Consider the following 19,703-nt stretch of genomic DNA (forward strand, 5'->3'; position numbering starts at 1 on the left):
GCCTGTACCAGCGTGCTCACTGTTGCCTTGGGCAGTCTCATGTTTTCCGCTGCACGTGTGAACCCGCCATTGAAGTTCTTGGGCGCGTAATACTTGCTCAGGTGGTCTTCCCACATCTTGGTGGCGGGGAAGCGAGCATCAATCCAGTCCATGAACTTGCTCATCATGCGTTCTCCTGGTCGACGCCAACGACGATGATCTCGTCCGACTCGTACGAGTGCGGCGGCACGGGCAGGTTGAGAGGGGCAGGCTGCGATTTGTAGACACGGCCGGCAAGGTCGTAATGGGAGCCATGGCAAGGGCAGAAATAGCCCCCCACCCACTTCGGCCCGAGGTCAGCCGGTGCGACTTCCGGGCGGAAGGTCGGCGAGCAACCCAGGTGGGTGCACAGGCCAACGAGAATAAGAATTTCCGGCTTGATCGAGCGCACCTGCGGGTCGACATAGGTGGGCTGCACCGATGCCTTGGACTCAGGATCGGACAGGTCGCCAGCGATCTTCTTCAGGTTATCGAGGATCTCCTGCGTTCGTCGCACGATGAACACCGGCTGGCCGCGCCATTCGGCGACCATCTGCTGGCCAGGCTCGACCTTGGCGATATTGACCTTCACCGGTGCCCCTGCGGCTTTCGCCTTGGCACTGGGGAACCATGACCCCACGAACGGTACCGCAGCCCCCACTGCCCCCGCAGCCCCCACCACGGATGTGGCAGCTACAAGGAAGCGGCGCCGGCCTGCGTTGACGCCGTCATTGCTCATTCAGTCCTCTCCCATCAGCTTTCTTCTGGCCTGTTGAATCAGGCATCTACTTAGGTAATGTCTGTGGCGCTAAAAATTGGCCGCCATGGTAAGAAACAAATCCACACAATGACAAGGTGATTACCCCCTACCTGGGCTGTAACCCTCGCTTTGCTTGATCTGTGTCTATACCGGGCGTCGCCGTCGACATGCTGACAGGTTAGTTCAAGACATAAAAAAAGCCCGGTTCCAAAAAGGAACCGGGCTTTTTTCGACTGCCGAAGCGGTATTAACGCTTGGAGTACTGAGGACGCTTACGCGCTTTACGCAGACCCACTTTCTTACGCTCGACTTCACGAGCGTCGCGGGTGACGTAGCCAGCACGACGCAGGGCGCCACGCAGGGTTTCGTCGTATTCCATCAGGGCGCGGGTGATACCGTGACGGATCGCACCGGCCTGACCGCTGACACCACCACCGGAAACGGTGACGTAGATGTCGAACTTCTCGACGGTTTCGGTCAGCTCGAGCGGCTGACGAACAACCATGCGAGCGGTTTCACGACCGAAGAACACGTCCAGAGAACGGTTGTTGATGGAGATGTTACCAGTGCCCGGACGCAGGAATACGCGAGCGGTTGCGGTCTTGCGACGGCCAGTGCCGTAATTTTGAGTCGCCGACATAATGAACTATCCCGTTAGATCTTCAGTTCTTGAGGCTGCTGAGCAGTGTGAGGGTGGGTAGCACCCGCGTACACTTTCAGCTTGCGGTACATGTCGCGACCCAGCGGGTTCTTCGGCAGCATGCCTTTGACCGCGGTCTCGATGACGCGCTCAGGGGCCTTGTCGATCAGCTTCTCGAAGCTGATTTCCTTGATGCCACCTGGGAAGCCGGAGTGGGAGTAGTACATTTTGTCCGAAGACTTGGCGCCAGTAACACGAACCTGCTCGGCGTTGATGACGACGATGTAGTCGCCGGTGTCAACGTGAGGGGTGTATTCAGCTTTGTGCTTGCCACGCAGGCGACGAGCGATTTCGGTAGCCAGACGACCCAGGGTCTGACCAGCGGCGTCAACTACGTACCAGTCGCGCTTTACTGTTTCCGGTTTAGCAGTAAAAGTTTTCATTCTCTAAAGCCTCAGAGGCCGCCCAGCGAAAAATAGACGGCGAATCTTACTGGATAGTGCACAGCTTGCCAAGGGCAAGCGCGCAGCCTCGCATTGGGCGCTAAGTGGGGGCTCGGGTCGGCGCGACCAATGTTCGACAAGGTTCCTCCTGCATGGTGGTGCATCACTTCCGCCACACGGAGAGGGGCAGGATTATCCAGATTGCGCAAAGAATTTCAACCTGCTTTTATGATCTTCTTTAGCCAGCAGGAAGCCTTTGCAATGGAATACCGCACGCTTGGCCGTACCGATCTCGCTGTCAGCGCCCTGTGCCTGGGCACCATGACCTGGGGCGAGCAGAACACCCAGGCCCAGGCCTTCGAGCAGATTGCCTTGGCCAAGGCCCGCGGTATCAACTTCATCGACACCGCTGAAATGTACCCCTCGCCGCCCCGCCCGGAGAGCTACGGCGCCGCCGAGCGCATCATCGGCAACTGGTTCGCCGCCAATGGCGACCGCGACGACTGGGTGCTCGCCAGCAAGGTTGCAGGCCCCGGCAACGGCATCAGCCATATCCGCGACGGCCAGCTCAAGCACAACCGCCAGCATATCGTCGCGGCGCTGGACGCAAGCCTTGCGCGCCTGCAGACCGACCGCATCGACCTTTACCAATTGCACTGGCCCGAGCGCAGCACCAATTTCTTCGGCAAGCTCGGCTACCAGCACCTGCCCAACGACCTGTTCACGCCATTGGAAGAAACCCTGGAAGTGCTCGACGAACAGGTGCGTGCCGGCAAGGTCCGCCATGTCGGCCTGTCCAACGAAACCCCGTGGGGCACCATGAAGTTCCTGCAACTGGCCGAAGCGCGCGGTTGGCCGCGGGCGGTGTCGATCCAGAACCCCTATAACCTGCTCAACCGCAGCTTCGAGGTAGGCTTGGCGGAAGTCGCCATTCGCGAACAATGCGGGCTGCTGGCCTACTCGCCACTGGCCTTCGGCATGCTCTCGGGCAAGTACGAGAACGGCGCCCGCCCAGAACATACCCGCCTGACCCTGTTCAGCCGCTTTGCCCGCTACTCCAACCCACAGACCGTGGCCGCCTGTAGCCGCTATGTACAACTGGCCCGCGAGCACGGCCTGGACCCGGCGCAAATGGCCCTGGCCTTCGTTACTCGTCGGCCGTTCGTGACCAGCAACATCATTGGCGCGACCGACCTTGCGCAGTTGCAGGCCAACCTGGACAGCCTCAAGCTGCAACTGGGCGATGAGTTACTGGCTGCGATCGAGGCGATTCATCAAGGGCAACCGAATCCGGCGCCTTGAGCCAACATCTTCGTCAACCTTTTCGCGGGCAAGCCCGCTCCTACAAGGTTCTGCGAGACCTGTAGGAGCGGGCTTGCCCGCGAATGGAATCGCCGCGACGTCCGGGCTAGACACAATCGCCAAAAAATAAGACGATCCAGCCGGTACCTGACCTTTCTACCTTATAAGAACAATGACAATGATGTTTACCCAACCCTCCGCGTCGTTGCGGCGCGTCAGCATCCTGGCCATCAACAAGGTGTTCGCCTCGACCCTGATGCAGGCCAAGGATTTCTTCCACCTGGCCAGCCTGCGCTACAGCAAGCAGCTGGGCCTGGGCTTGCAGCCAATGTTCGAGATCCACCTGGTCAGCCCTGACGGCCAACCCGTGGACAGTTTCAGCGACGTACAGCTTCCGGTCGATGGGGGCCTGGACGCCGCTGACGTGATCATCCTCCCGGCGTTCTGGGAAGACTTCGACAACCTCTTGCAACGCTACCCGCAAGTACTGCCCTGGCTGCGCGAACAGCACGCCCGTGGCGCGGTGCTGTGCGGCGAGGCCAGCGGCGTGTTCTGGTTGGCCGAAGCAGGCTTGCTGGACGGCAAGGAAGCGACCACCTACTGGCGCTTCTTCAACAGTTTCGCCGAACGCTTCCCCAAGGTGCGCCTGAACCAGGACAAGCACCTGACCGACGCCGACAACCTGTATTGCGCCGGCGGCACCACCTCGGCCTGCGACCTGTACATCTACCTGATCGAGCGTTTCTGCGGCGCCAACGTGGCCCGGGCCGTGGCCCGCGACATCCTCTACGAAGTGCAACGCAACTACACCCCGGGCCGCATGGGCTTCGGCGGGCAGAAGCTGCACCAGGACCTGATCATCCTGCAAATCCAGCACTGGCTGGAGGAGCACTTCGCCGACAAGTTCCGCTTCGAGGACGTGGCGCGCAACCACGGCATGAGCATTCGCAACTTCATGCGGCGCTTCCAGAGCGCCACCGGCGACAAGCCCCTGCACTACCTGCAACGGCTGAGGATCGAGACGGCAAAGGGCTTGCTCTCGAGCACGCGCAAGAGCATCAAGACCATCAGCTACGAGGTGGGCTACGACGACGCGAGCTTCTTCGCCCGCTTGTTCCGCCAGCACACGGAACTGTCACCGAACCAGTATCGGCAGCAGTTCATGCAAGAAGCCTGAAGGCCTTCAGCGAACCAAACGAAAAAGCCAGAGCAACTGCTCTGGCTTTTTTCTTTAGAACCCGCCCTCAAGGCTTGTGCGCGCGCGCCAGGAACTCGTGGGATTGCATCTCCAGCAAGCGGCTCAGCGTGCGCTGGAACTCGAAGCTCAGGCGCCCGCCGGTGTACAGGTCCTTGAGCTCCACCTCGGCCGAGATGATCAGTTTGACGTTGCGGTCGTAGAACTCATCCACCATGTTGATGAAACGACGCGCGATGTCATCGGTGGCCACGCCCATCTGCTCGACGTTGCTCAGCAGCACGGCATGGAAGATCTTGCCCAGCTCGATGTAGTCGTTCTGGCTGCGCGGCCCGTCGCACAGGGCGCGGAAGTCGAACCAGGCGACGTCATCGCAGGTGCGCAGGGCATGGATCGGGCGGTTCTCGATCATCAGCACATCGTTTTCGACGGCGGCGGTGCACTCTGGCGTCAACGCCTTGAAGCTGGCCCGCATGCTCTGCTGGGCGGCGTCATTGAGCGGGAAGTGGAACAGCTCGGCCTGCTCCAGGTGACGCAGGCGGTAGTCCACGCCGCTGTCGACGTTCACCACGTCGGTGTACTGCTTGATCATGGCGATGGCCGGCAGGAAGCGCGCACGTTGCAGGCCGTCCTTGTACAGGCCGTCTGGCACGATGTTGGAAGTGGCCACCAGCGATACGCCGTTCTTGAACAGCTCTTCCATCAAGGTGCCGAGGATCATCGCGTCGGTGATGTCCGAGACGAAGAACTCGTCGAAGCAGATCACCCGGGCTTCCTGGGAGAAGCGCTTGGCGATGATGGTCAGCGGGTTCTTCTCGCCCTTGAGGGTTTTCATTTCCTCGTGCACACGCTTCATGAAGCGGTGGAAGTGGGTGCGCATCTTCTCCTGGAACGGCAGCGCCTCGTAGAAGGTGTCCACCAGGTAGGTCTTGCCCCGGCCTACCCCGCCCCAAAAATACAGGCCCTTGACCGGGGTCTGCTCTTTCTTGCCGAACAGCTTGCCGAACACGCCCGGCTTGTTGTTCTGCGCCGCGACCAGGTCGTCGTACAGACGCTGAAGATGACGCACCGCCGTTTCCTGCGCCGCGTCATGGAAGAAGTCTGGGCGTTTGAGATCTGCTTGATATCGTTCTAGGGGCGTCATGATTCGTTAGCGAGGCAACAAAAAACGGGCCGTCACTTTAGCGACAGGCCCGCATAATGGCAATGATGCATACGGCCAATGGCCTGCTCATTTAGTCCTGCTGTGGCTCCAACGCCGCACGCAGGCCCTGGATCGCCGCGTCACGAGCGCCTTCATCGGCAAACTGCGGGCCATCGGCGACCTGCTCGCCGGCCAGCCACAGGGAGAAGCCCAGGCCTTCGACGCGAATATCGGCATCACCGCCCTGCTGCAACTGCTTGCTCACCGCACCAGCGCTCTTGCCATCGGCGAAGCTGCGCGACAGCAGCAATTGCTCGCCATCGGCGGCCAGCAGGCGGAAACGGAAGCTGCCGTCGTCGTCGCGGAAACTGACGAAACGCGCACTCTTGGCCGCCTTCTTCTTGGTCTCGGCGCCCGTCTGCACAATGCTGCGGAACGACCGCAGGCCCACCGCCTCGCGCAGTTGCTCGAGGAACGGGCTGGCGGTTTTGCGGGCCTTGGCAGCCCCCGCCAGAAGGATGTCTTCCAGGTCCGCCGGACATGCGATCAACTGGTGGTAGCGCTCACGCGCCTCGCCCAGTTGGCCGTCGAGCAGTTGGAACAGGCGCTGCTTGGCCTCGCCCCAACCCATGCCCTGCATCAGTTCGTCGCGGAACTCGCCGGCCTGCGCCGGGGTAGAGAACGCCTGGAACAGGGTGAACAGGTGCGAGTTGTCGGCATCCTTCGGCTCGCCCGGGGCGCGCGAGTCGGTGACGATGCGCGAGATCGCATCTTTCATGTCCTTGGCGCTGGAGAACAACGGAATGGTGTTGTCGTAGCTCTTGGACATCTTGCGGCCGTCCAGGCCTGGCAGCGTAGCCACGGTCTCCTCGATGGCCGCTTCCGGCAGTACGAAGAACTCCTTGCCCTGGCCGAACAGGTGGTTGAAGCGCTGGGCGATGTCGCGGGCCATTTCCACGTGCTGGATCTGGTCGCGGCCGACCGGCACCTTGTGGGCGTTGAACATCAGGATGTCCGCCGCCATCAGTACCGGGTAGCTGAACAGGCCCATGGTCACGCCGGCGTCCGGGTCTTCGCCGTTTTCCAGGTTCTTGTCCACCGAGGCCTTGTAGGCGTGGGCGCGATTGAGCAGGCCCTTGCCGGCGACGCAGGTCAGCAGCCAGGTAAGCTCGGGAATTTCCGGGATATCGGACTGGCGGTAGAAGGTCACCTTCTCCGGGTCCAGGCCACCGGCCAGCCAGGTGGCGGCGATTTCCAGGCGCGAGCGCTGGATGCGCAGCGGGTCGTCGCACTTGATCAGCGCGTGGTAGTCGGCCAGGAAATAGAACGAGTCGGCGCCCGGTTGCTGGCTGGCGAGGATCGCCGGGCGAATGGCGCCGGCGTAGTTGCCCAGGTGCGGGGTGCCGGTGGTAGTGATACCGGTGAGGATACGCGTGGTCATGGGTGTTCGCTTATTCAGGCTTGGCTCAGTTCGTTAGGCGTGGCAGCAGCAGATCCTTCAGGTCGGTCAGCTTGCCATGGAAGAAGTGTCCGCATTCTGCCACTTTCAGCAGCTCATGGGGGCGCGTGAGCGCGTCGGACCAATCGTAAACCAGCTGCGGCGCCACCACTTCGTCGGTATCTGGCTGCACCACGGTCAAGGTGCAGCGCTCGGGCAACGGGAATTCAGCGCTCAGGCGCATCACCGCCGGGGCGATCATGAACAGCTGTTGCAGCTCGACACCACCAGCCTCCAGGCGTCCGGCCAGGCTGGCGGCGACGAAGCCACCGAAAGAGAAGCCCATCACGGTCAGCGCAAGCCCGGGATGCGTTGCCCGCAACCAGGCCATGGCGGCTTCGGCATCGGCCACTTCACCGGCGCCCATGTCATGGCTGCCGGTGCTCTGGCCAACGCCACGGTAATTGAAACGCAGGGTGATGTAGCCTGCGTCGCGGGCGGTGCGTTGCAAGGTCGAAACCACCTTGTTGAGCATGGTGCCGCCCTGGACCGGGTTGGGGTGGCAGATCAGCACGGCACCGCGGGGCTCGGCCACATCCAGGTACAAGGCTTCCAGTTGGCCGACAGGGCCATCGATGAACAAGGGGGTTTCACGAATAAGCAAGGCACAACTCCGTGACCTCGGAAGGGGTCGACTCGTCTAGCTGAGGTATTCTGTTCTGAAATATTTGCGATTGTTCGCGGTATACAGCGCAGGTCTGAGCCGTTAACGTAAAGCAAAGCCGTTTATAGAGGAAGGACTCGTGGAACACTCGCTCCTTGTTTGGTTGCTGCCGACCCTGGCCCTGGTCGTTGGTGTCGCCGTTGGTTTCGCGCTGGCCCGCCTGCTGCCCAACGCTGCCCCCAGCAGCACGCAACGCCAGCTGGACGACATCCAGCAGCGTTTCGACAACTACCAGAACGAAGTGGTCACCCACTTCAACAGTACTGCTGCGCTGGTGAAGAAACTCACCCAGAGCTACCAGGACGTCCAGGACCACCTGGCCGATGGCGCCAACCGCCTGGCACTGGACGAGCTGACCCGCCAGCGCCTGCTCGCGTCCTTGCACTCGGACGCCGCACAAGGCCCGCGTGACCGCCTGACGCCACCGAAGGACACCGCCGAAGTGCCACGCGACTACGCGCCCAAGGCGCCAAACTCGCCGGGCATGCTCGACGAAAGCTACGGGCTCAAGCGTTGAAACGCTGAACACCGACAAGGCCTCGCAAGGGGCCTTTTTTGTGGGCGCTATTGGCCCTTCGAGGTTGCAAGGCCATGGAAAAACAAAACGCCCGATGCAATGCACCGGGCGTTTTCAGGCTTTGCGGCCGACCTGACAGATGCGGGCTACTTCAGATGCAATTACCTGTAGTCGACGCCGACACTCTGGATCATTTAGCCGAAGCGCGGGCCTTTTCCAGCTCCTCGATACGCTGGTTCAGCTCGCGGATCGATTCGATCAGTGGGGCGGCCAGCTTATCGTAGTCGACCGTCAGGGCCTCGCCCTTGCCATTTGGCAGAGGCATCGGTTGAACCAATTGCGGATAGACCGCCTGTACATCCTGGGCGATCAGGCCGATGTCCTTTTTCTGGGTTTCTTTCCAGGTGAACTCTACGCCCTTCAGTTGCAGCAGTTGCGAAGTCGCGTTCTGCAGTTGAACTGGCGACTCCTTCAGGTTCGCATCGCTGAACGGGCAGCAATCTTTCTGAGCCATGGCGGCACCACTGGCAGTTACGGCAGCGAGGGCCAGGGCGAACTGAGGGATCATTTTGTTTAGTTTCATGACTCATGCCTATTAAGGTGAAATGGCGGTACGAGGAAAGATTCCCGCCCGAACCACTAGGCTAAGTGGCACGTCCTACGCCTCAAATACGAATAGTCACCTCCAGCAGAGCGAAAATGCCCAAAAAAGTAGGAGCAATTCGTATATCAAAGGCTATAGATGCTTAAGCGCTTGTTCGACATCAGCGACGAGGTCCTCGATATCCTCCAGCCCCACCGACAGCCGCACCAGCCCCTCGGAAATACCATGGTGCGCCCGCTCCTGCGCGGTGTAGCTGGAATGGGTCATGCTGGCCGGGTGTTGCGCCAGCGACTCGGTGTCCCCCAGGCTCACCGCACGGGCAAACAGTTCAAGAGCGTTCATGAAGCGTCGACCAGCCTCGAGCCCGCCCTTGAGTTCGAACGCGATCATTCCTCCCGGCTGGCGCATCTGTCGCTGGGCCAGCTCGTATTGGGGAAATGACGATAGTCCTGGGTAATGGATCAACTCGACCTGCGGCTGCCGAGCCAGGAATTCGGCCACCTGCTGGGCGTTGACGCAATGCCGGTCCATGCGCAGGGCCAGGGTCTTCATGCCGCGCATCAGCAACGAAGCATCGTGGGGTGAAAGCACTGCGCCAGTCATGTCCTTGAGCCCTTCCAGGCGGATGCGCTCGATCAACGCCCGCCGCCCCACTACCAGGCCGGCCGTGATGTCGCCATGGCCAGACAGGTACTTGGTGGCCGAATGCACGACAAGGTCCGCGCCCAGCTCCAATGGACGCTGCAAGTAGGGGGTGCAATAGGTGTTATCGACCACCGGGGTCAGGTGGTACTCACGCGCCATGTCAGCCACTGCGGCGATGTCCACCAGCTGCATGTTGGGGTTGGCCGGGCTTTCGAAGTAGATCATCCGGGTCTTCTTGCCGATGGCCGCCTTGAGCGCCGCCAGGTCGTTGAGGTCGACATGCCGGACCTTCACGCCGAACTGGCCGATACCGTGGTGCAGGTAGGCGAAGGTACAGCCGTACAGGGTATTGCCGACGATCAGTTCGTCGCCGGGGCGCAAAAGAGTCCAGAGCGTGGAAGTGATGGCACCCATGCCAGAGGCCAGGGCCAAGCCCGCCTCGCCCCCTTCCAGCGAGGCCATGCGCTGTTCCAGCAAGGCCAAGGTCGGGTTGGAAATTCGGCTGTAGAAATGCCCGCCCTGCTCGCCGGCAAAACACGCGGCGCCGTACTCGACCGTGGGGAAAGCATAGGTGGCGGTTTGGTACACCGGTGGCACCAAGGCCCCGCCGTGGGTTTGCGGGTCGTAGCCATGATGGATGGCCCGCGTTGAAAAACCGGTCTCGTGCTTGGCGCCAGGCATGACAACAGCCTCCTTGTTGTTTGTTCTAAGCTTATGCCTGCACGCACCCGAAATTTTTCCAATTTGGCCCACGCCAATTGCAGGATTTAAAACAAAAACAACAATTCCACCCATACAAGGGCAAACCATGCCAGCGCCACTCGACCGCACCGACCGCGCCCTGCTCGCTGCCCTGCAGGACAACGCCCGCCTTACCGTCGCCGAACTGGCCGACCAGGTATCACTGACCACCTCGCCGTGCTGGAGGCGGGTCAAGTTGCTGGAAGAGAACGGCTACATCACCGGCTACCAGGCCACCCTCTCGCCCAAGTCCCTAGGGTTCGGGGTGACAGCGTTCGTCAGCATCATGATGGAGTCGCACAACAAGGATGCCGCGCGAGCGTTCGAGCAGCGGCTGATGAACATTCCCGAGATCGTTGCCTGCCATAACATTTCGGGGCGGTATGACTTTTTGCTGGAGGTGTTGGCGCGGGACTTGGAGTCGTTTGGTGAGTTTGCCAGGGAGGTGTTGCAGACATTGCCCGGGGTGAAGGAGATTTATTCGAGTTTTTCTTATAAGGCAGTGAAAGAACGACGAATAATTCCAGTGGGCGGAAAACACATCTAGGAGACTTCTCACTCGGCACATCGCCACCTCCCACGCCAACGACAGAGGCAGATGACTTAGAAATCAAAGCGAATTTGACAAATTAACCATGTAGCTATCAGGAGGACGACTACATGGCTAAGCAAGGAACTTTATACACCGAGAACTCATACGTTTACCCAACAGATCCCGTTCCATCAGGCGGCACCCTCTATCTAACGGAAGGCCTTCACATCAGTGCCAATCCTGAAAATCGAAAACCCTTGCCACCTATTGATTCGTTAGGCGGTGGCGGTTTTGGCTTTGGAGGCTGGGGGCTTAATAGCGAGCAACCTCGTGGGACGGGGAGCCCAAATTCAAAAATTGGTAAAGAGCTGGCATGGCGAAGGGTATATCTTTGTAGAGTCGTTTACCGGCAGCCGGCACAGAAAAATCCTACAAAAATAACGAAATCAACTTACTGGAGCATAGGCAAGCAGGAAGTATCTCCTAGTGAGAATTGATGGGACCATATATTCATCGACTGTCAAAAACCCATCTCACCAAGGAAAGGTTGACTTATGGCTGCTCCTATACCCGCACATATCGCTGCAAAACTCGCAGGCCGAAGATTCAAAACCTTCAGCCACTTCTGTACAACGCTCTGGATGACCATCGCCGAAGACCCCGTCCTTTCCCAGCAATTCATCCCCGCGCAACTGAACAGGATCAAGAAAGGTTGGCCTCCCCGAGCCCCATTCAAAGACACCTTCGAGGGCATACGCTCCTATGAAATCTGCCATCTCACCCCTCCCGAACTCGGTGGCGAAGTTTATGACATAGACAACATGCGGATCATGAGTCTGATGCAATACACCCTGTCTTCGGAGATAAGCGAATGATCGATCTAAAACGCACTTTCACCGACTACACCGCTGATGAATTCAAGTCACTGGTAACTGTATTGACTGGTGCCAGCGGGTCTTCAGCCGAACAAGACCAACTGTTGGAGCACTTCATAGAATTGACCTGCCATCCATCGGGCTCGGACCTTATCTATCACCCGGCCTCCGGACGCCAGGAAACATCCGAGCAAATTCTCGAGCGGATCACCCAATGGCGTGAATCCATGACCCTGCAATGTTTCCCATCACCCAACTCCCCTATCGGAACCCGTGCATGAAATCGCTCCCCGAACTCATCATCGAACGCAGCCTGGCGCTGCCTGAAGGTGATGTACTGGCGCCGAAGGAGTTTCTCGGCATGGGCAGTCGTTTTGCAGTAGACCAGGCATTCTCCCGCCTGACCAAGGCAGGCAAGCTACAGCGCATCTGTCGCGGCCTCTACATTCGTCCCATCAGCAACAGCGGTAGCGAGCGCTCTCCAGCCCCTGAGACGGTCGTGCAGGCACTGGCTCGGAAAAGTAACGAAACCATCGTGCCGAACGGCGCACACGCGGCAAACGTCCTGGGCTTGACCCAACACACACCACTCCAGCAAGTCTTCCTCACCAATGGCCAATCACGAACCCTGAAAATCGGCCAGGCGAAAATACAGCTCCAGCACGCCCCTCACTGGATGCTGGCCACCTCGACTACCGGAGATGCCGCAAGGGCGTTCGCCTGGCTCGGCAAGCAGCAGGCAACCACCACCGCGCGTAACTTGCGCCAACGCCTGCCAGAACAACAGTGGCAGCAGCTTCTGGCCAGTTGCATCGCCCTACCCTCCTGGATAGCAGCCGCTCTAGGCAACGAGGCACTCAATGACTGATGCGTACAGGCATGTCACTGAACACGAACCCCTGAACAACAAAAAACCCGCCAGGCTTGCGCCATGGCGGGTTTTGTCATGCATGCCTTCGCTTAGATAGCGCCACGCTGACGCAACACATCCAACACCTGCTTCACACCCTCATCAACGCTGACCGACTGGGTATCAATCACCAGGTCCGCATCCAGCGGCACGTCATACGGGAAGCTTTCGCCTGGGATGTTATCGCCACCAGCGGCATACAACCCTTGCGGGTCACGCTCGCGGCAGGCAATCGGCGAGGCCTGGACATACACGGTAACCAAACGCTCCTTGCCGATCAGCGCCTTGGCCTGCTCACGGCCTTCGGCATCCGGAGCAACGAACGCGGCCAAGGTCAGCATGCCGGCTTCGTTGAACTGGCGCGCCACATGGGCGGCGCGACGCCAGTTCTCGGTACGGCCGGCGCGGTCCTGGGGCAGGCCCTTGTTCAGGTCGTGGCGCAGGTTCTGGCCATCGAGCACGTACACCGCACGGCCCATGTCGAACAGCTTGCGCTCAACGGCGTAGGCCAGTGTGCTCTTGCCAGCGCCGGACAGACCGCTGAACAGCACGGTGGCCGGTTGCTGGCCGAAGCGCAGGGCACGCTCCTCGGTAGATACGTGAGCCAGTTTGCCATGCTGGCCGGTACCGCCATGGGGCAGTACGGGCGGGGCGATGATCATGCCGGCGCCCACGGTGCCGTTGGTCAGGCGGTCGATGACGATGAACGCGCCGGTGGTGCGATTGCTGTCGTAGCCGTCCAGGGCGATGGCGGCGTCCAAGGCCACCTTCACACGGCCGATCTCGTTCAATTGCAACGCACTGGCAGCGCCCTGCTCCAGGGTGTTCACATCGACCTTGTGGGTGATGCTGGCGATGGAGCCCGGCACGTAGCTGGTGGCGCGCTTGATGTCGTACTTCTTGCCCGGAAGCATCGGCTCCTCGGCCATCCATACCAGCATGGCGTCGAACTGGTCGGCCACCTGCGGCACGTTGTCGGCATGCACCAGCAGGTCGCCGCGGGAGATGTCGATCTCGTCTTCCATGGTCAGGGTCACGGCCTGGCCGGGGCCCGCGCTCTCCAGCTCGCCCTCGAAGGTGACGATGGACTTGACCCGGCTGCTCTTGCCCGACGGCAGCACCACCACCTCATCGCCCTTGTGCACCACGCCACTGGCGAGGGTGCCGGCGAAGCCGCGGAAGTTCAGGTTCGGACGGTTCACGTACTGCACCGGGAAGCGCAGGTCGGTGACGTTGCGGTCGGCCGACACTTCCACGGTTTCGAGGATCTCCATCAGCGCAGGGCCCGTGTACCACGGCGAACGCTCGCTGCGGTTGACCACGTTGTCGCCCTTGAGCGCCGACATGGGCACGAAGTGCAGGCTCGATGGCTTGAGGTTGATGGCATCGGCGAACGTCTGGTAGTCGGCCTTGATCGACTCGAAGACCTGCTCGTCGAAGCCTTTGAGGTCCATCTTGTTGACCGCGACGACAATGTGCTTGATGCCCAGCAAGGATGCGATATAGCTGTGCCGGCGGGTCTGGGTCTGCACGCCGTAGCGGGCGTCGACCAGGATGATCGCCAGGTCGCAGGTGGACGCGCCGGTGGCCATGTTGCGGGTGTACTGCTCGTGGCCCGGGGTGTCGGCGATGATGAACTTGCGCTTGGCGGTGGAGAAATAGCGGTAGGCGACATCGATGGTGATGCCCTGCTCGCGCTCGGCCTGCAGGCCGTCGACCAGCAACGCCAGGTCGACTTCTTCGCCTGTGGTGCCGACCTTCTTCGAGTCGCGGGTGATGGCCTCGAGGTGGTCCTCGTAGATCATCTTGGAATCGTGCAGCAGGCGCCCGATCAGGGTGCTCTTGCCATCATCCACGTTGCCGCAAGTGAGGAAACGCAGCAGTTCTTTACGCTCGTGCTGAGCCAGATAAGCGAGGATGTCTTCGCTGATCAAATCGGATTGGTGCGACATGGAGTAACCCTGAAATTAGAAGTAGCCCTGACGTTTCTTGTCTTCCATGGAGCCTGCGCCATCATGGTCGATGACCCGGCCCTGACGCTCGGAAGTACGCGTCAGAAGCATTTCCTGGATGATGTCGGTCAGCGTTTCGGCTTCGGACTCGACAGCGCCCGTCAACGGGTAGCAGCCCAGGGTACGGAAACGCACCTTCTTCTTGACGATACGGGCCTTTTCCTCGTCGCTGAGGTGCTCGAGAATGCGATCGTCGTCGATCATGATCAGGGTGCCGTTCTTCTCGATCACCTCACGCTCGGCCGCGAAGTACAGCGGCACGATCGGGATGCCTTCGAGGTAGATGTACTGCCAGATATCCAGCTCGGTCCAGTTCGACAGCGGGAACACGCGAATCGACTCGCCCTTGTTGACCTTGCCGTTGTAGACGTTCCACAGCTCCGGGCGCTGGTTCTTCGGGTCCCAGCGGTGCTTGCTGTCGCGGAACGAATACACGCGTTCCTTGGCCCGCGACTTCTCTTCGTCGCGGCGCGCGCCACCGAAGGCGGCGTCGAAACCATGCTTGTCCAGCGCCTGCTTCAGACCCTGGGTCTTCATGATGTCGGTGTGCTTGGAGCTGCCATGGGTGAAGGGGTTGATGCCCTGCGCCACACCCTCGGGGTTGACGTGGGTGATCAGTTCCAGGCCCATCTCCTCGACCATCTTGTCGCGGAAGCGATACATTTCCTGGAATTTCCACTGGGTGTCGACATGCATCACCGGAAACGGCAGCTTGCCTGGGAAGAAGGCCTTGCGCGCCAGGTGCAGCATCACGGCGGAGTCCTTGCCGATCGAGTACAGCATCACCGGGTTGTCGAACTCGGCGGCCACCTCGCGGATGATGTGGATACTCTCCGCCTCCAGCTGTTTCAAGTGCGTCAGTTTGTCGACCATGGCTACTCACGAAAAACGATCTTATGGACGGCCAGCGGGCCGTGTTCGAGCGAGCCACTTTATCACAGCACCTGATTCTATTTAGGCGGCGGGCTAGATCGAAACGGTCTATGGATATGACTGGGGGTTTGGCCATGGCAGGCCACCGCCAAGCCAGATCAGATCGGGTTCGGGCAATCGATGAACAGGTGCTCGACGGCAAAACGCTTGGCCAGGTAGTCACCCAGCGCCTGCACGCCATAGCGCTCGGTGGCGTGGTGCCCAGCGGCGATGAAGCTCACGCCATTCTCGCGGGCGCTGTGGAAGGTCTGCTCGGATGCTTCGCCACTGATGAACAGGTCGACGCCCGCCGCGATGGCGTTGTCGATGTAACCCTGACCACCGCCAGTGCACCAGCCGACCCGGCGGATCATGCCCTCGCCTTCCACCACCAGTGGCTCACGCCCCATCACTTCGCGCACGCGGCGGGCGAAATCACTGGCCGACATCGACTCGGCCAACGACCCGACCAGGCCGACCACGCGCGGGTTGTCCGGGTCCAGCGGCCCTTCGACGATGATGTCCAGCTGGCGCGCCAGCTGCACGTTGTTGCCCACCTCAGGGTGCACGTCCAGCGGCAGGTGGAAGGCCAGGAGGCTGATGTCGTGCTTGAGCAGGGTCTTGATGCGGCGTTGCTTGATGCCGGTGATGCACGGACTCTCGCCCTTCCAGAAATAACCGTGGTGCACCAGCACCAGGTCGGCCTCGGCCTCCACCGCCGCGTCCAGCAGCGCCTGGCTGGCGGTGACGCCGGTGACGATGCGGCTCACCTGCGGACGCCCCTCGACCTGCAGGCCGTTGGGGCAGTAATCCTGGATCTTGTTGCTGGACAAGTAGCGCTCGGCTTCCTCGACCAGCTTGCTCAGGGCGACGGCCATTGAAAATCTCCTCGAATTCGGCACTTGCGTGGGCTCAAGGCCCCGTATAATGAGCGCCATTATGGGCTGTCACCCGGTTCGGGGGAACCGGCACGACGCCACGCGGGGGCCCTGCAAGGCCGCAGACAAGCGCTTACACCTTTGCAACAGACACCGCATAGGCACAGGTTGTATGATCGCGCGCGCTTCCCCCCTCGCACAACGCTGACAGGCCCCCGCCCCACTCCCAGGATTCGTTCGATGCTCAAGGTTCTGCGTTACTTTGGCTGGCCCCTGCTTACCGGTGTACTGATCGCCCTATTGGTGATTCAGCGCTTCCCTCAATGGGTCGGCCTGCCCAGCCAGGACGTCAACCTGCAGCAGGCACCGCAGAGCTCGCGCATCGTCCAGGGCCCGGTGTCCTATGCCGACGCCGTGACCCTCGCGGCTCCGGCAGTGGCCAACCTGTACACCACCAAGGTGGTGAACAAGAGCGCCCACCCACTGTTCGAAGACCCGCAGTTCCGGCGCTTCTTCGGCGACAACCTGCCCAAGCAGCGGCGCTGGGAGTCAAGCCTGGGTTCGGCGGTGATCATGAGCCCGGAAGGCTACCTGCTGACCAACAACCACGTCACCAGCGGTGCCGACCAGATCGTCGTGGCCCTCAAGGACGGCCGCGAAACCCTGGCGCGGGTCATCGGCAGCGACCCGGAAACCGACCTGGCGGTGCTGAAGATCGACCTGAAGAACCTCCCGGCCATCACCATCGGTCGCTCCGACACCATCCACATCGGCGACGTCGCCCTGGCCATCGGCAACCCGTTCGGCGTCGGCCAGACCGTGACCATGGGCATCATCAGCGCCACCGGGCGCAACCAGCTGGGCCTGAACAACTACGAAGACTTCATCCAGACCGACGCCGCGATCAACCCGGGCAACTCCGGTGGCGCGCTGGTAGATGCCAACGGCAACCTGATCGGCATCAACACCGCAATCTTCTCCAAGTCCGGCGGTTCCCAAGGCATTGGTTTCGCGATCCCGGCGAAACTGGCGTTGGAGGTGATGAAGTCGATCGTCGAGCACGGCCAGGTGATTCGTGGCTGGCTGGGCATCGAAGTGCAGCCGTTGAGCCAGGAGCTGGCCGAGTCGTTCGGCATGCAGGGGCGCCCAGGCATCGTCGTGGCGGGCATCTTCCGCGATGGTCCGGCGCAGCGCGCAGGCTTGCAGTTGGGCGATGTGATCATGAGCATCAATGGCGAGCCGGCTGGAGATGGCCGTCGCTCGATGAACCAGGTGGCGCGGATCAAGCCCACCGAGAAGGTGGCTATCGAAGTGATGCGTAATGGGAAACAGCTGAAGCTGGTGGCCGAAGTGGGGCTGCGACCGCCGCCTGCACCGGTGGCCAACAAGGAAGACAAGTAAGGCAGGCAACCGGAGCGGCCTTGTGTCGCGAAAAAGGCCGCAAAGCGGCCTCGAAGAATTCTGCGGCGAAGCTGAAACCACAGGCTCATCGCAACAAAAAGGCCGCTCCCACAGGATGGGAGCGGCCTTTTTGTTTTAGTGCAGGATCTGGCTCAGGAACAGCTTGGTGCGGTCACTTTGCGGACGGTCGAAGAAGTCGTCCGGCGAGGCCTGCTCGACGATTTCACCCTTGTCCATGAAGATCACCCGGTTCGCCACGGTGCGGGCAAAGCCCATCTCGTGGGTTACGCAGAGCATGGTCATGCCGTCTTCGGCCAGGCTGACCATGGTGTCGAGCACTTCCTTCACCATTTCCGGGTCGAGCGCCGAGGTTGGTTCGTCGAACAGCATGATCTTCGGTTTCATGCACAGCGCACGGGCAATTGCCACACGCTGCTGCTGACCACCGGACAACTGGCCTGGGTACTTGTGCGCCTGCTCGGGAATACGCACGCGCTCCAGGAAGTGCATGGCGATTTCCTCGGCCTTGCGCTTGGGCATCTTGCGCACCCACATCGGTGCCAGGGTGCAGTTCTCCAGGATGGTCAGGTGCGGGAACAGGTTGAAGTGCTGGAACACCATGCCCACCTCGCGGCGGATCGCCTCTATCTGCTTGAGGTCGTTGGTCAGCTCCACGCCATCGACCACGATACGCCCTTGCTGGTGCTCTTCCAGGCGGTTCAGGCAACGGATGGTGGTGGACTTGCCCGAGCCGGACGGCCCGCACAATACGATACGCTCGCCCTGGCGCACGTTCAGGTTGATGTCCTTGAGCACGTGGAACTGGCCGTACCACTTGTTGACGCCCTGCATCTGGATGATGCCTTCGGGGCCTGCAGGCTGCTTGATCGCTTCACTCATTTCGAAACTCCTAACGCTTGTGGCCAGTGTCCAGCTTGCGCTCCAGGTGCATGGAGTAGCGGGACATACCGAAACAGAAAATCCAGAACACCAGGGCCGCGAACACGTAGCCCTCGGTCGCCATGCCCAGCCAGGCCGGGTCGGCAGCGGCTTGCTTGACGCTGTTGAGCAGGTCGAACAGGCCGATGATGATCACAAGGCTGGTGTCCTTGAACAGTGCGATGAAGGTGTTGACGATGCCAGGAATCACCATCTTCAACGCCTGGGGCAGGATCACCAGGCCCATCGAGCGCCAGTAGCCCAGGCCCATGGCCGCAGCAGCTTCGTACTGGCCCTTGGGAATGGCCTGCAGGCCGCCACGCACCACCTCGGCGATATACGCCGACTGGAACAGGATCACGCCGATCATCGCCCGCAGCAGCTTGTCGAAGCTCATGCCTTCAGGCAGGAACAGCGGCAGCATCACCGAGGACATGAACAGCACGGTGATCAGCGGCACGCCACGCCAGAACTCGATGAAGGTCACGCAGACCACCTTCACCGCCGGCATGTTCGAACGCCGCCCCAATGCCAGCAGGATGCCTAGCGGCAGGGCGCCGACGATACCCACGGTGGCGATCACCAGGGTCAGCATCAGGCCGCCCCACTGGCTGGTCGGCACGGTCGCCAGGCCGAAGTGACCGCCATGCAGCAGGGTGTAGGCCAGGATCGGGTACAGCACCAGGAAGCCCAGGCCGTACACCGCTTTGCGCGGGAAGCGGTTGATGAACAGCGGCGCGGCGCCGAGCACGGCCAGCCACACGGTGAGGTCTACGCGCCAGCGCAGTTCGGTCGGGTAGTAGCCGTACATGAACTGGCCGAAACGCTGCTGCACGAACACCCAGCAGGCGCCTTCCTTGGTGCAGTCGGACAGGGTGGTGCCGGACCAGTTGGCGTCGATGATCGACCACTGCAACAGCGGCGGCAGGATCAGCCACACCAGGTACACCGCGAACAGCGTCAGCAGGGTGTTGAGCCAGCTGGAGAACAGGTTCGCCCGCATCCAGGCGAGCACGCCAACGGTCTTCACCGGTGGCGGCATGTCGGGTTTGAAAACATGGGACGTCATGCGC

At 60.9% G+C, this 19,703-nt stretch carries 22 protein-coding genes and 1 pseudogene; 9 read left to right on the top strand and 14 right to left on the bottom strand.

Annotated features, from left to right (window positions below; all coding sequences use genetic code 11):
• Nucleotides 1-68: 68 nt before the first annotated feature.
• From ACQKPE_RS13710 to rplM, 4 genes and pseudogenes are all read right to left on the bottom strand, one after another.
• A pseudogene (locus tag ACQKPE_RS13710) lies at nucleotides 69-164 on the bottom strand (hypothetical protein); the annotation flags it as partial.
• Nucleotides 164-757 carry a ubiquinol-cytochrome c reductase iron-sulfur subunit gene (gene petA, locus ACQKPE_RS13715; protein WP_427666608.1) on the bottom strand — a complete coding sequence of 198 codons (594 nt, stop codon included), beginning with the start codon at nucleotides 755-757 and terminating at the stop codon, nucleotides 164-166. The gene petA and the pseudogene ACQKPE_RS13710, both read right to left, overlap by 1 nt.
• A gap of 268 nt (nucleotides 758-1,025) precedes the next feature.
• Nucleotides 1,026-1,418 carry a 30S ribosomal protein S9 gene (rpsI, locus tag ACQKPE_RS13720; RefSeq protein ID WP_003260797.1) on the bottom strand — a complete coding sequence of 131 codons (393 nt, stop codon included), beginning with the start codon at nucleotides 1,416-1,418 and terminating at the stop codon, nucleotides 1,026-1,028.
• A gap of 14 nt (nucleotides 1,419-1,432) precedes the next feature.
• A complete protein-coding gene (gene rplM / locus ACQKPE_RS13725; protein WP_375100755.1) occupies nucleotides 1,433-1,861 on the bottom strand; it encodes a 50S ribosomal protein L13 in 429 nt (142 codons plus the stop codon).
• A gap of 261 nt (nucleotides 1,862-2,122) precedes the next feature.
• Between rplM and ACQKPE_RS13730 the strand changes: the two genes are divergently transcribed.
• Both ACQKPE_RS13730 and ACQKPE_RS13735 read left to right on the top strand, forming a co-directional pair.
• Nucleotides 2,123-3,163 carry an NADP(H)-dependent aldo-keto reductase gene (locus tag ACQKPE_RS13730; protein WP_427666610.1) on the top strand — a complete coding sequence of 347 codons (1,041 nt, stop codon included), beginning with the start codon at nucleotides 2,123-2,125 and terminating at the stop codon, nucleotides 3,161-3,163.
• 280 nt (nucleotides 3,164-3,443) lie between these two features.
• The gene (locus tag ACQKPE_RS13735; RefSeq protein WP_427666668.1) at nucleotides 3,444-4,340 is read left to right on the top strand and encodes a GlxA family transcriptional regulator; all 897 of its coding nucleotides are present in this window, start codon (nucleotides 3,444-3,446) and stop codon (nucleotides 4,338-4,340) included.
• A 67-nt stretch (nucleotides 4,341-4,407) separates the two neighbouring features.
• On the opposite strand, the gene zapE is transcribed toward ACQKPE_RS13735, so the two are convergent.
• From zapE to ACQKPE_RS13750, 3 genes are all read right to left on the bottom strand, one after another.
• The gene (zapE, locus tag ACQKPE_RS13740) at nucleotides 4,408-5,502 is read right to left on the bottom strand and encodes a cell division protein ZapE (protein WP_427666612.1); all 1,095 of its coding nucleotides are present in this window, start codon (nucleotides 5,500-5,502) and stop codon (nucleotides 4,408-4,410) included.
• A gap of 91 nt (nucleotides 5,503-5,593) precedes the next feature.
• Nucleotides 5,594-6,943, bottom strand: coding sequence for a tryptophan--tRNA ligase (locus tag ACQKPE_RS13745; protein ID WP_427666614.1), 1,350 nt, complete (start codon nucleotides 6,941-6,943; stop codon nucleotides 5,594-5,596).
• Nucleotides 6,944-6,968: 25 nt separating this feature from the next.
• Nucleotides 6,969-7,604, bottom strand: coding sequence for an alpha/beta hydrolase (locus ACQKPE_RS13750; protein ID WP_427666616.1), 636 nt, complete (start codon nucleotides 7,602-7,604; stop codon nucleotides 6,969-6,971).
• Between the two features lie 139 nt (nucleotides 7,605-7,743).
• Between ACQKPE_RS13750 and ACQKPE_RS13755 the strand changes: the two genes are divergently transcribed.
• Nucleotides 7,744-8,181, top strand: a complete 438-nt coding sequence (locus ACQKPE_RS13755; protein ID WP_427666618.1) for a YhcB family protein — start codon at nucleotides 7,744-7,746, stop codon at nucleotides 8,179-8,181.
• 190 nt (nucleotides 8,182-8,371) lie between these two features.
• On the opposite strand, the gene ACQKPE_RS13760 is transcribed toward ACQKPE_RS13755, so the two are convergent.
• Together ACQKPE_RS13760 and ACQKPE_RS13765 are read right to left on the bottom strand one after the other, a co-directional pair.
• Nucleotides 8,372-8,764, bottom strand: a complete 393-nt coding sequence (locus ACQKPE_RS13760) for a tail fiber domain-containing protein (protein ID WP_427666620.1) — start codon at nucleotides 8,762-8,764, stop codon at nucleotides 8,372-8,374.
• A 153-nt stretch (nucleotides 8,765-8,917) separates the two neighbouring features.
• A complete protein-coding gene (locus ACQKPE_RS13765; protein ID WP_427666622.1) occupies nucleotides 8,918-10,111 on the bottom strand; it encodes a methionine gamma-lyase in 1,194 nt (397 codons plus the stop codon).
• Nucleotides 10,112-10,238: 127 nt separating this feature from the next.
• Between ACQKPE_RS13765 and ACQKPE_RS13770 the strand changes: the two genes are divergently transcribed.
• The 5 genes from ACQKPE_RS13770 (at nucleotide 10,239) to ACQKPE_RS13790 (ending at nucleotide 12,446) form a co-directional block, all read left to right on the top strand.
• The gene (locus tag ACQKPE_RS13770; RefSeq protein WP_427666670.1) at nucleotides 10,239-10,718 is read left to right on the top strand and encodes an Lrp/AsnC family transcriptional regulator; all 480 of its coding nucleotides are present in this window, start codon (nucleotides 10,239-10,241) and stop codon (nucleotides 10,716-10,718) included.
• 113 nt (nucleotides 10,719-10,831) lie between these two features.
• Nucleotides 10,832-11,200 carry a hypothetical protein gene (locus ACQKPE_RS13775; protein WP_427666623.1) on the top strand — a complete coding sequence of 123 codons (369 nt, stop codon included), beginning with the start codon at nucleotides 10,832-10,834 and terminating at the stop codon, nucleotides 11,198-11,200.
• A 57-nt stretch (nucleotides 11,201-11,257) separates the two neighbouring features.
• Nucleotides 11,258-11,578, top strand: a complete 321-nt coding sequence (locus ACQKPE_RS13780) for an S-type pyocin (RefSeq protein ID WP_427666624.1) — start codon at nucleotides 11,258-11,260, stop codon at nucleotides 11,576-11,578.
• Nucleotides 11,575-11,859, top strand: a complete 285-nt coding sequence (locus ACQKPE_RS13785; protein ID WP_427666626.1) for a bacteriocin immunity protein — start codon at nucleotides 11,575-11,577, stop codon at nucleotides 11,857-11,859. The genes ACQKPE_RS13780 and ACQKPE_RS13785 overlap by 4 nt, the downstream gene beginning before the upstream one ends.
• Complete coding sequence (locus ACQKPE_RS13790) at nucleotides 11,856-12,446, top strand: DUF6088 family protein (protein WP_427666628.1); 591 nt, start codon at nucleotides 11,856-11,858, stop codon at nucleotides 12,444-12,446. The genes ACQKPE_RS13785 and ACQKPE_RS13790 overlap by 4 nt, the downstream gene beginning before the upstream one ends.
• Before the next feature lie 92 nt (nucleotides 12,447-12,538).
• Here the strand turns inward: ACQKPE_RS13790 and cysN are convergent, their stop codons facing one another.
• The 3 genes from cysN to ACQKPE_RS13805 form a co-directional block, all read right to left on the bottom strand.
• Entirely contained in the window at nucleotides 12,539-14,440 is a 1,902-nt protein-coding gene (cysN, locus tag ACQKPE_RS13795; protein ID WP_427666630.1) for a sulfate adenylyltransferase subunit CysN, read from the bottom strand.
• Nucleotides 14,441-14,455: 15 nt separating this feature from the next.
• Entirely contained in the window at nucleotides 14,456-15,373 is a 918-nt protein-coding gene (cysD, locus tag ACQKPE_RS13800; protein WP_009408193.1) for a sulfate adenylyltransferase subunit CysD, read from the bottom strand.
• A gap of 158 nt (nucleotides 15,374-15,531) precedes the next feature.
• A complete protein-coding gene (locus ACQKPE_RS13805) occupies nucleotides 15,532-16,290 on the bottom strand; it encodes a Nif3-like dinuclear metal center hexameric protein (protein ID WP_427666632.1) in 759 nt (252 codons plus the stop codon).
• Nucleotides 16,291-16,530: 240 nt separating this feature from the next.
• Here ACQKPE_RS13805 and algW point away from each other — a divergent pair, with 240 nt between their 5' ends.
• Nucleotides 16,531-17,691 (top strand): Do family serine endopeptidase AlgW, encoded by a 1,161-nt coding sequence (algW, locus tag ACQKPE_RS13810; protein WP_427666634.1) that lies wholly within the window; start codon nucleotides 16,531-16,533, stop codon nucleotides 17,689-17,691.
• Nucleotides 17,692-17,826: 135 nt separating this feature from the next.
• On the opposite strand, the gene ACQKPE_RS13815 is transcribed toward algW, so the two are convergent.
• Nucleotides 17,827-18,591, bottom strand: coding sequence for an amino acid ABC transporter ATP-binding protein (locus ACQKPE_RS13815; protein ID WP_375100740.1), 765 nt, complete (start codon nucleotides 18,589-18,591; stop codon nucleotides 17,827-17,829).
• Between the two features lie 10 nt (nucleotides 18,592-18,601).
• Entirely contained in the window at nucleotides 18,602-19,699 is a 1,098-nt protein-coding gene (locus ACQKPE_RS13820) for an amino acid ABC transporter permease (protein ID WP_427666636.1), read from the bottom strand.
• Nucleotides 19,700-19,703 lie beyond the last annotated feature (4 nt).

Origin of the sequence: Pseudomonas sp. NPDC089554 (assembly GCF_050280645.1) — a bacterium.
In the GTDB taxonomy this organism is placed as follows: Bacteria; Pseudomonadota; Gammaproteobacteria; order Pseudomonadales; family Pseudomonadaceae; genus Aquipseudomonas.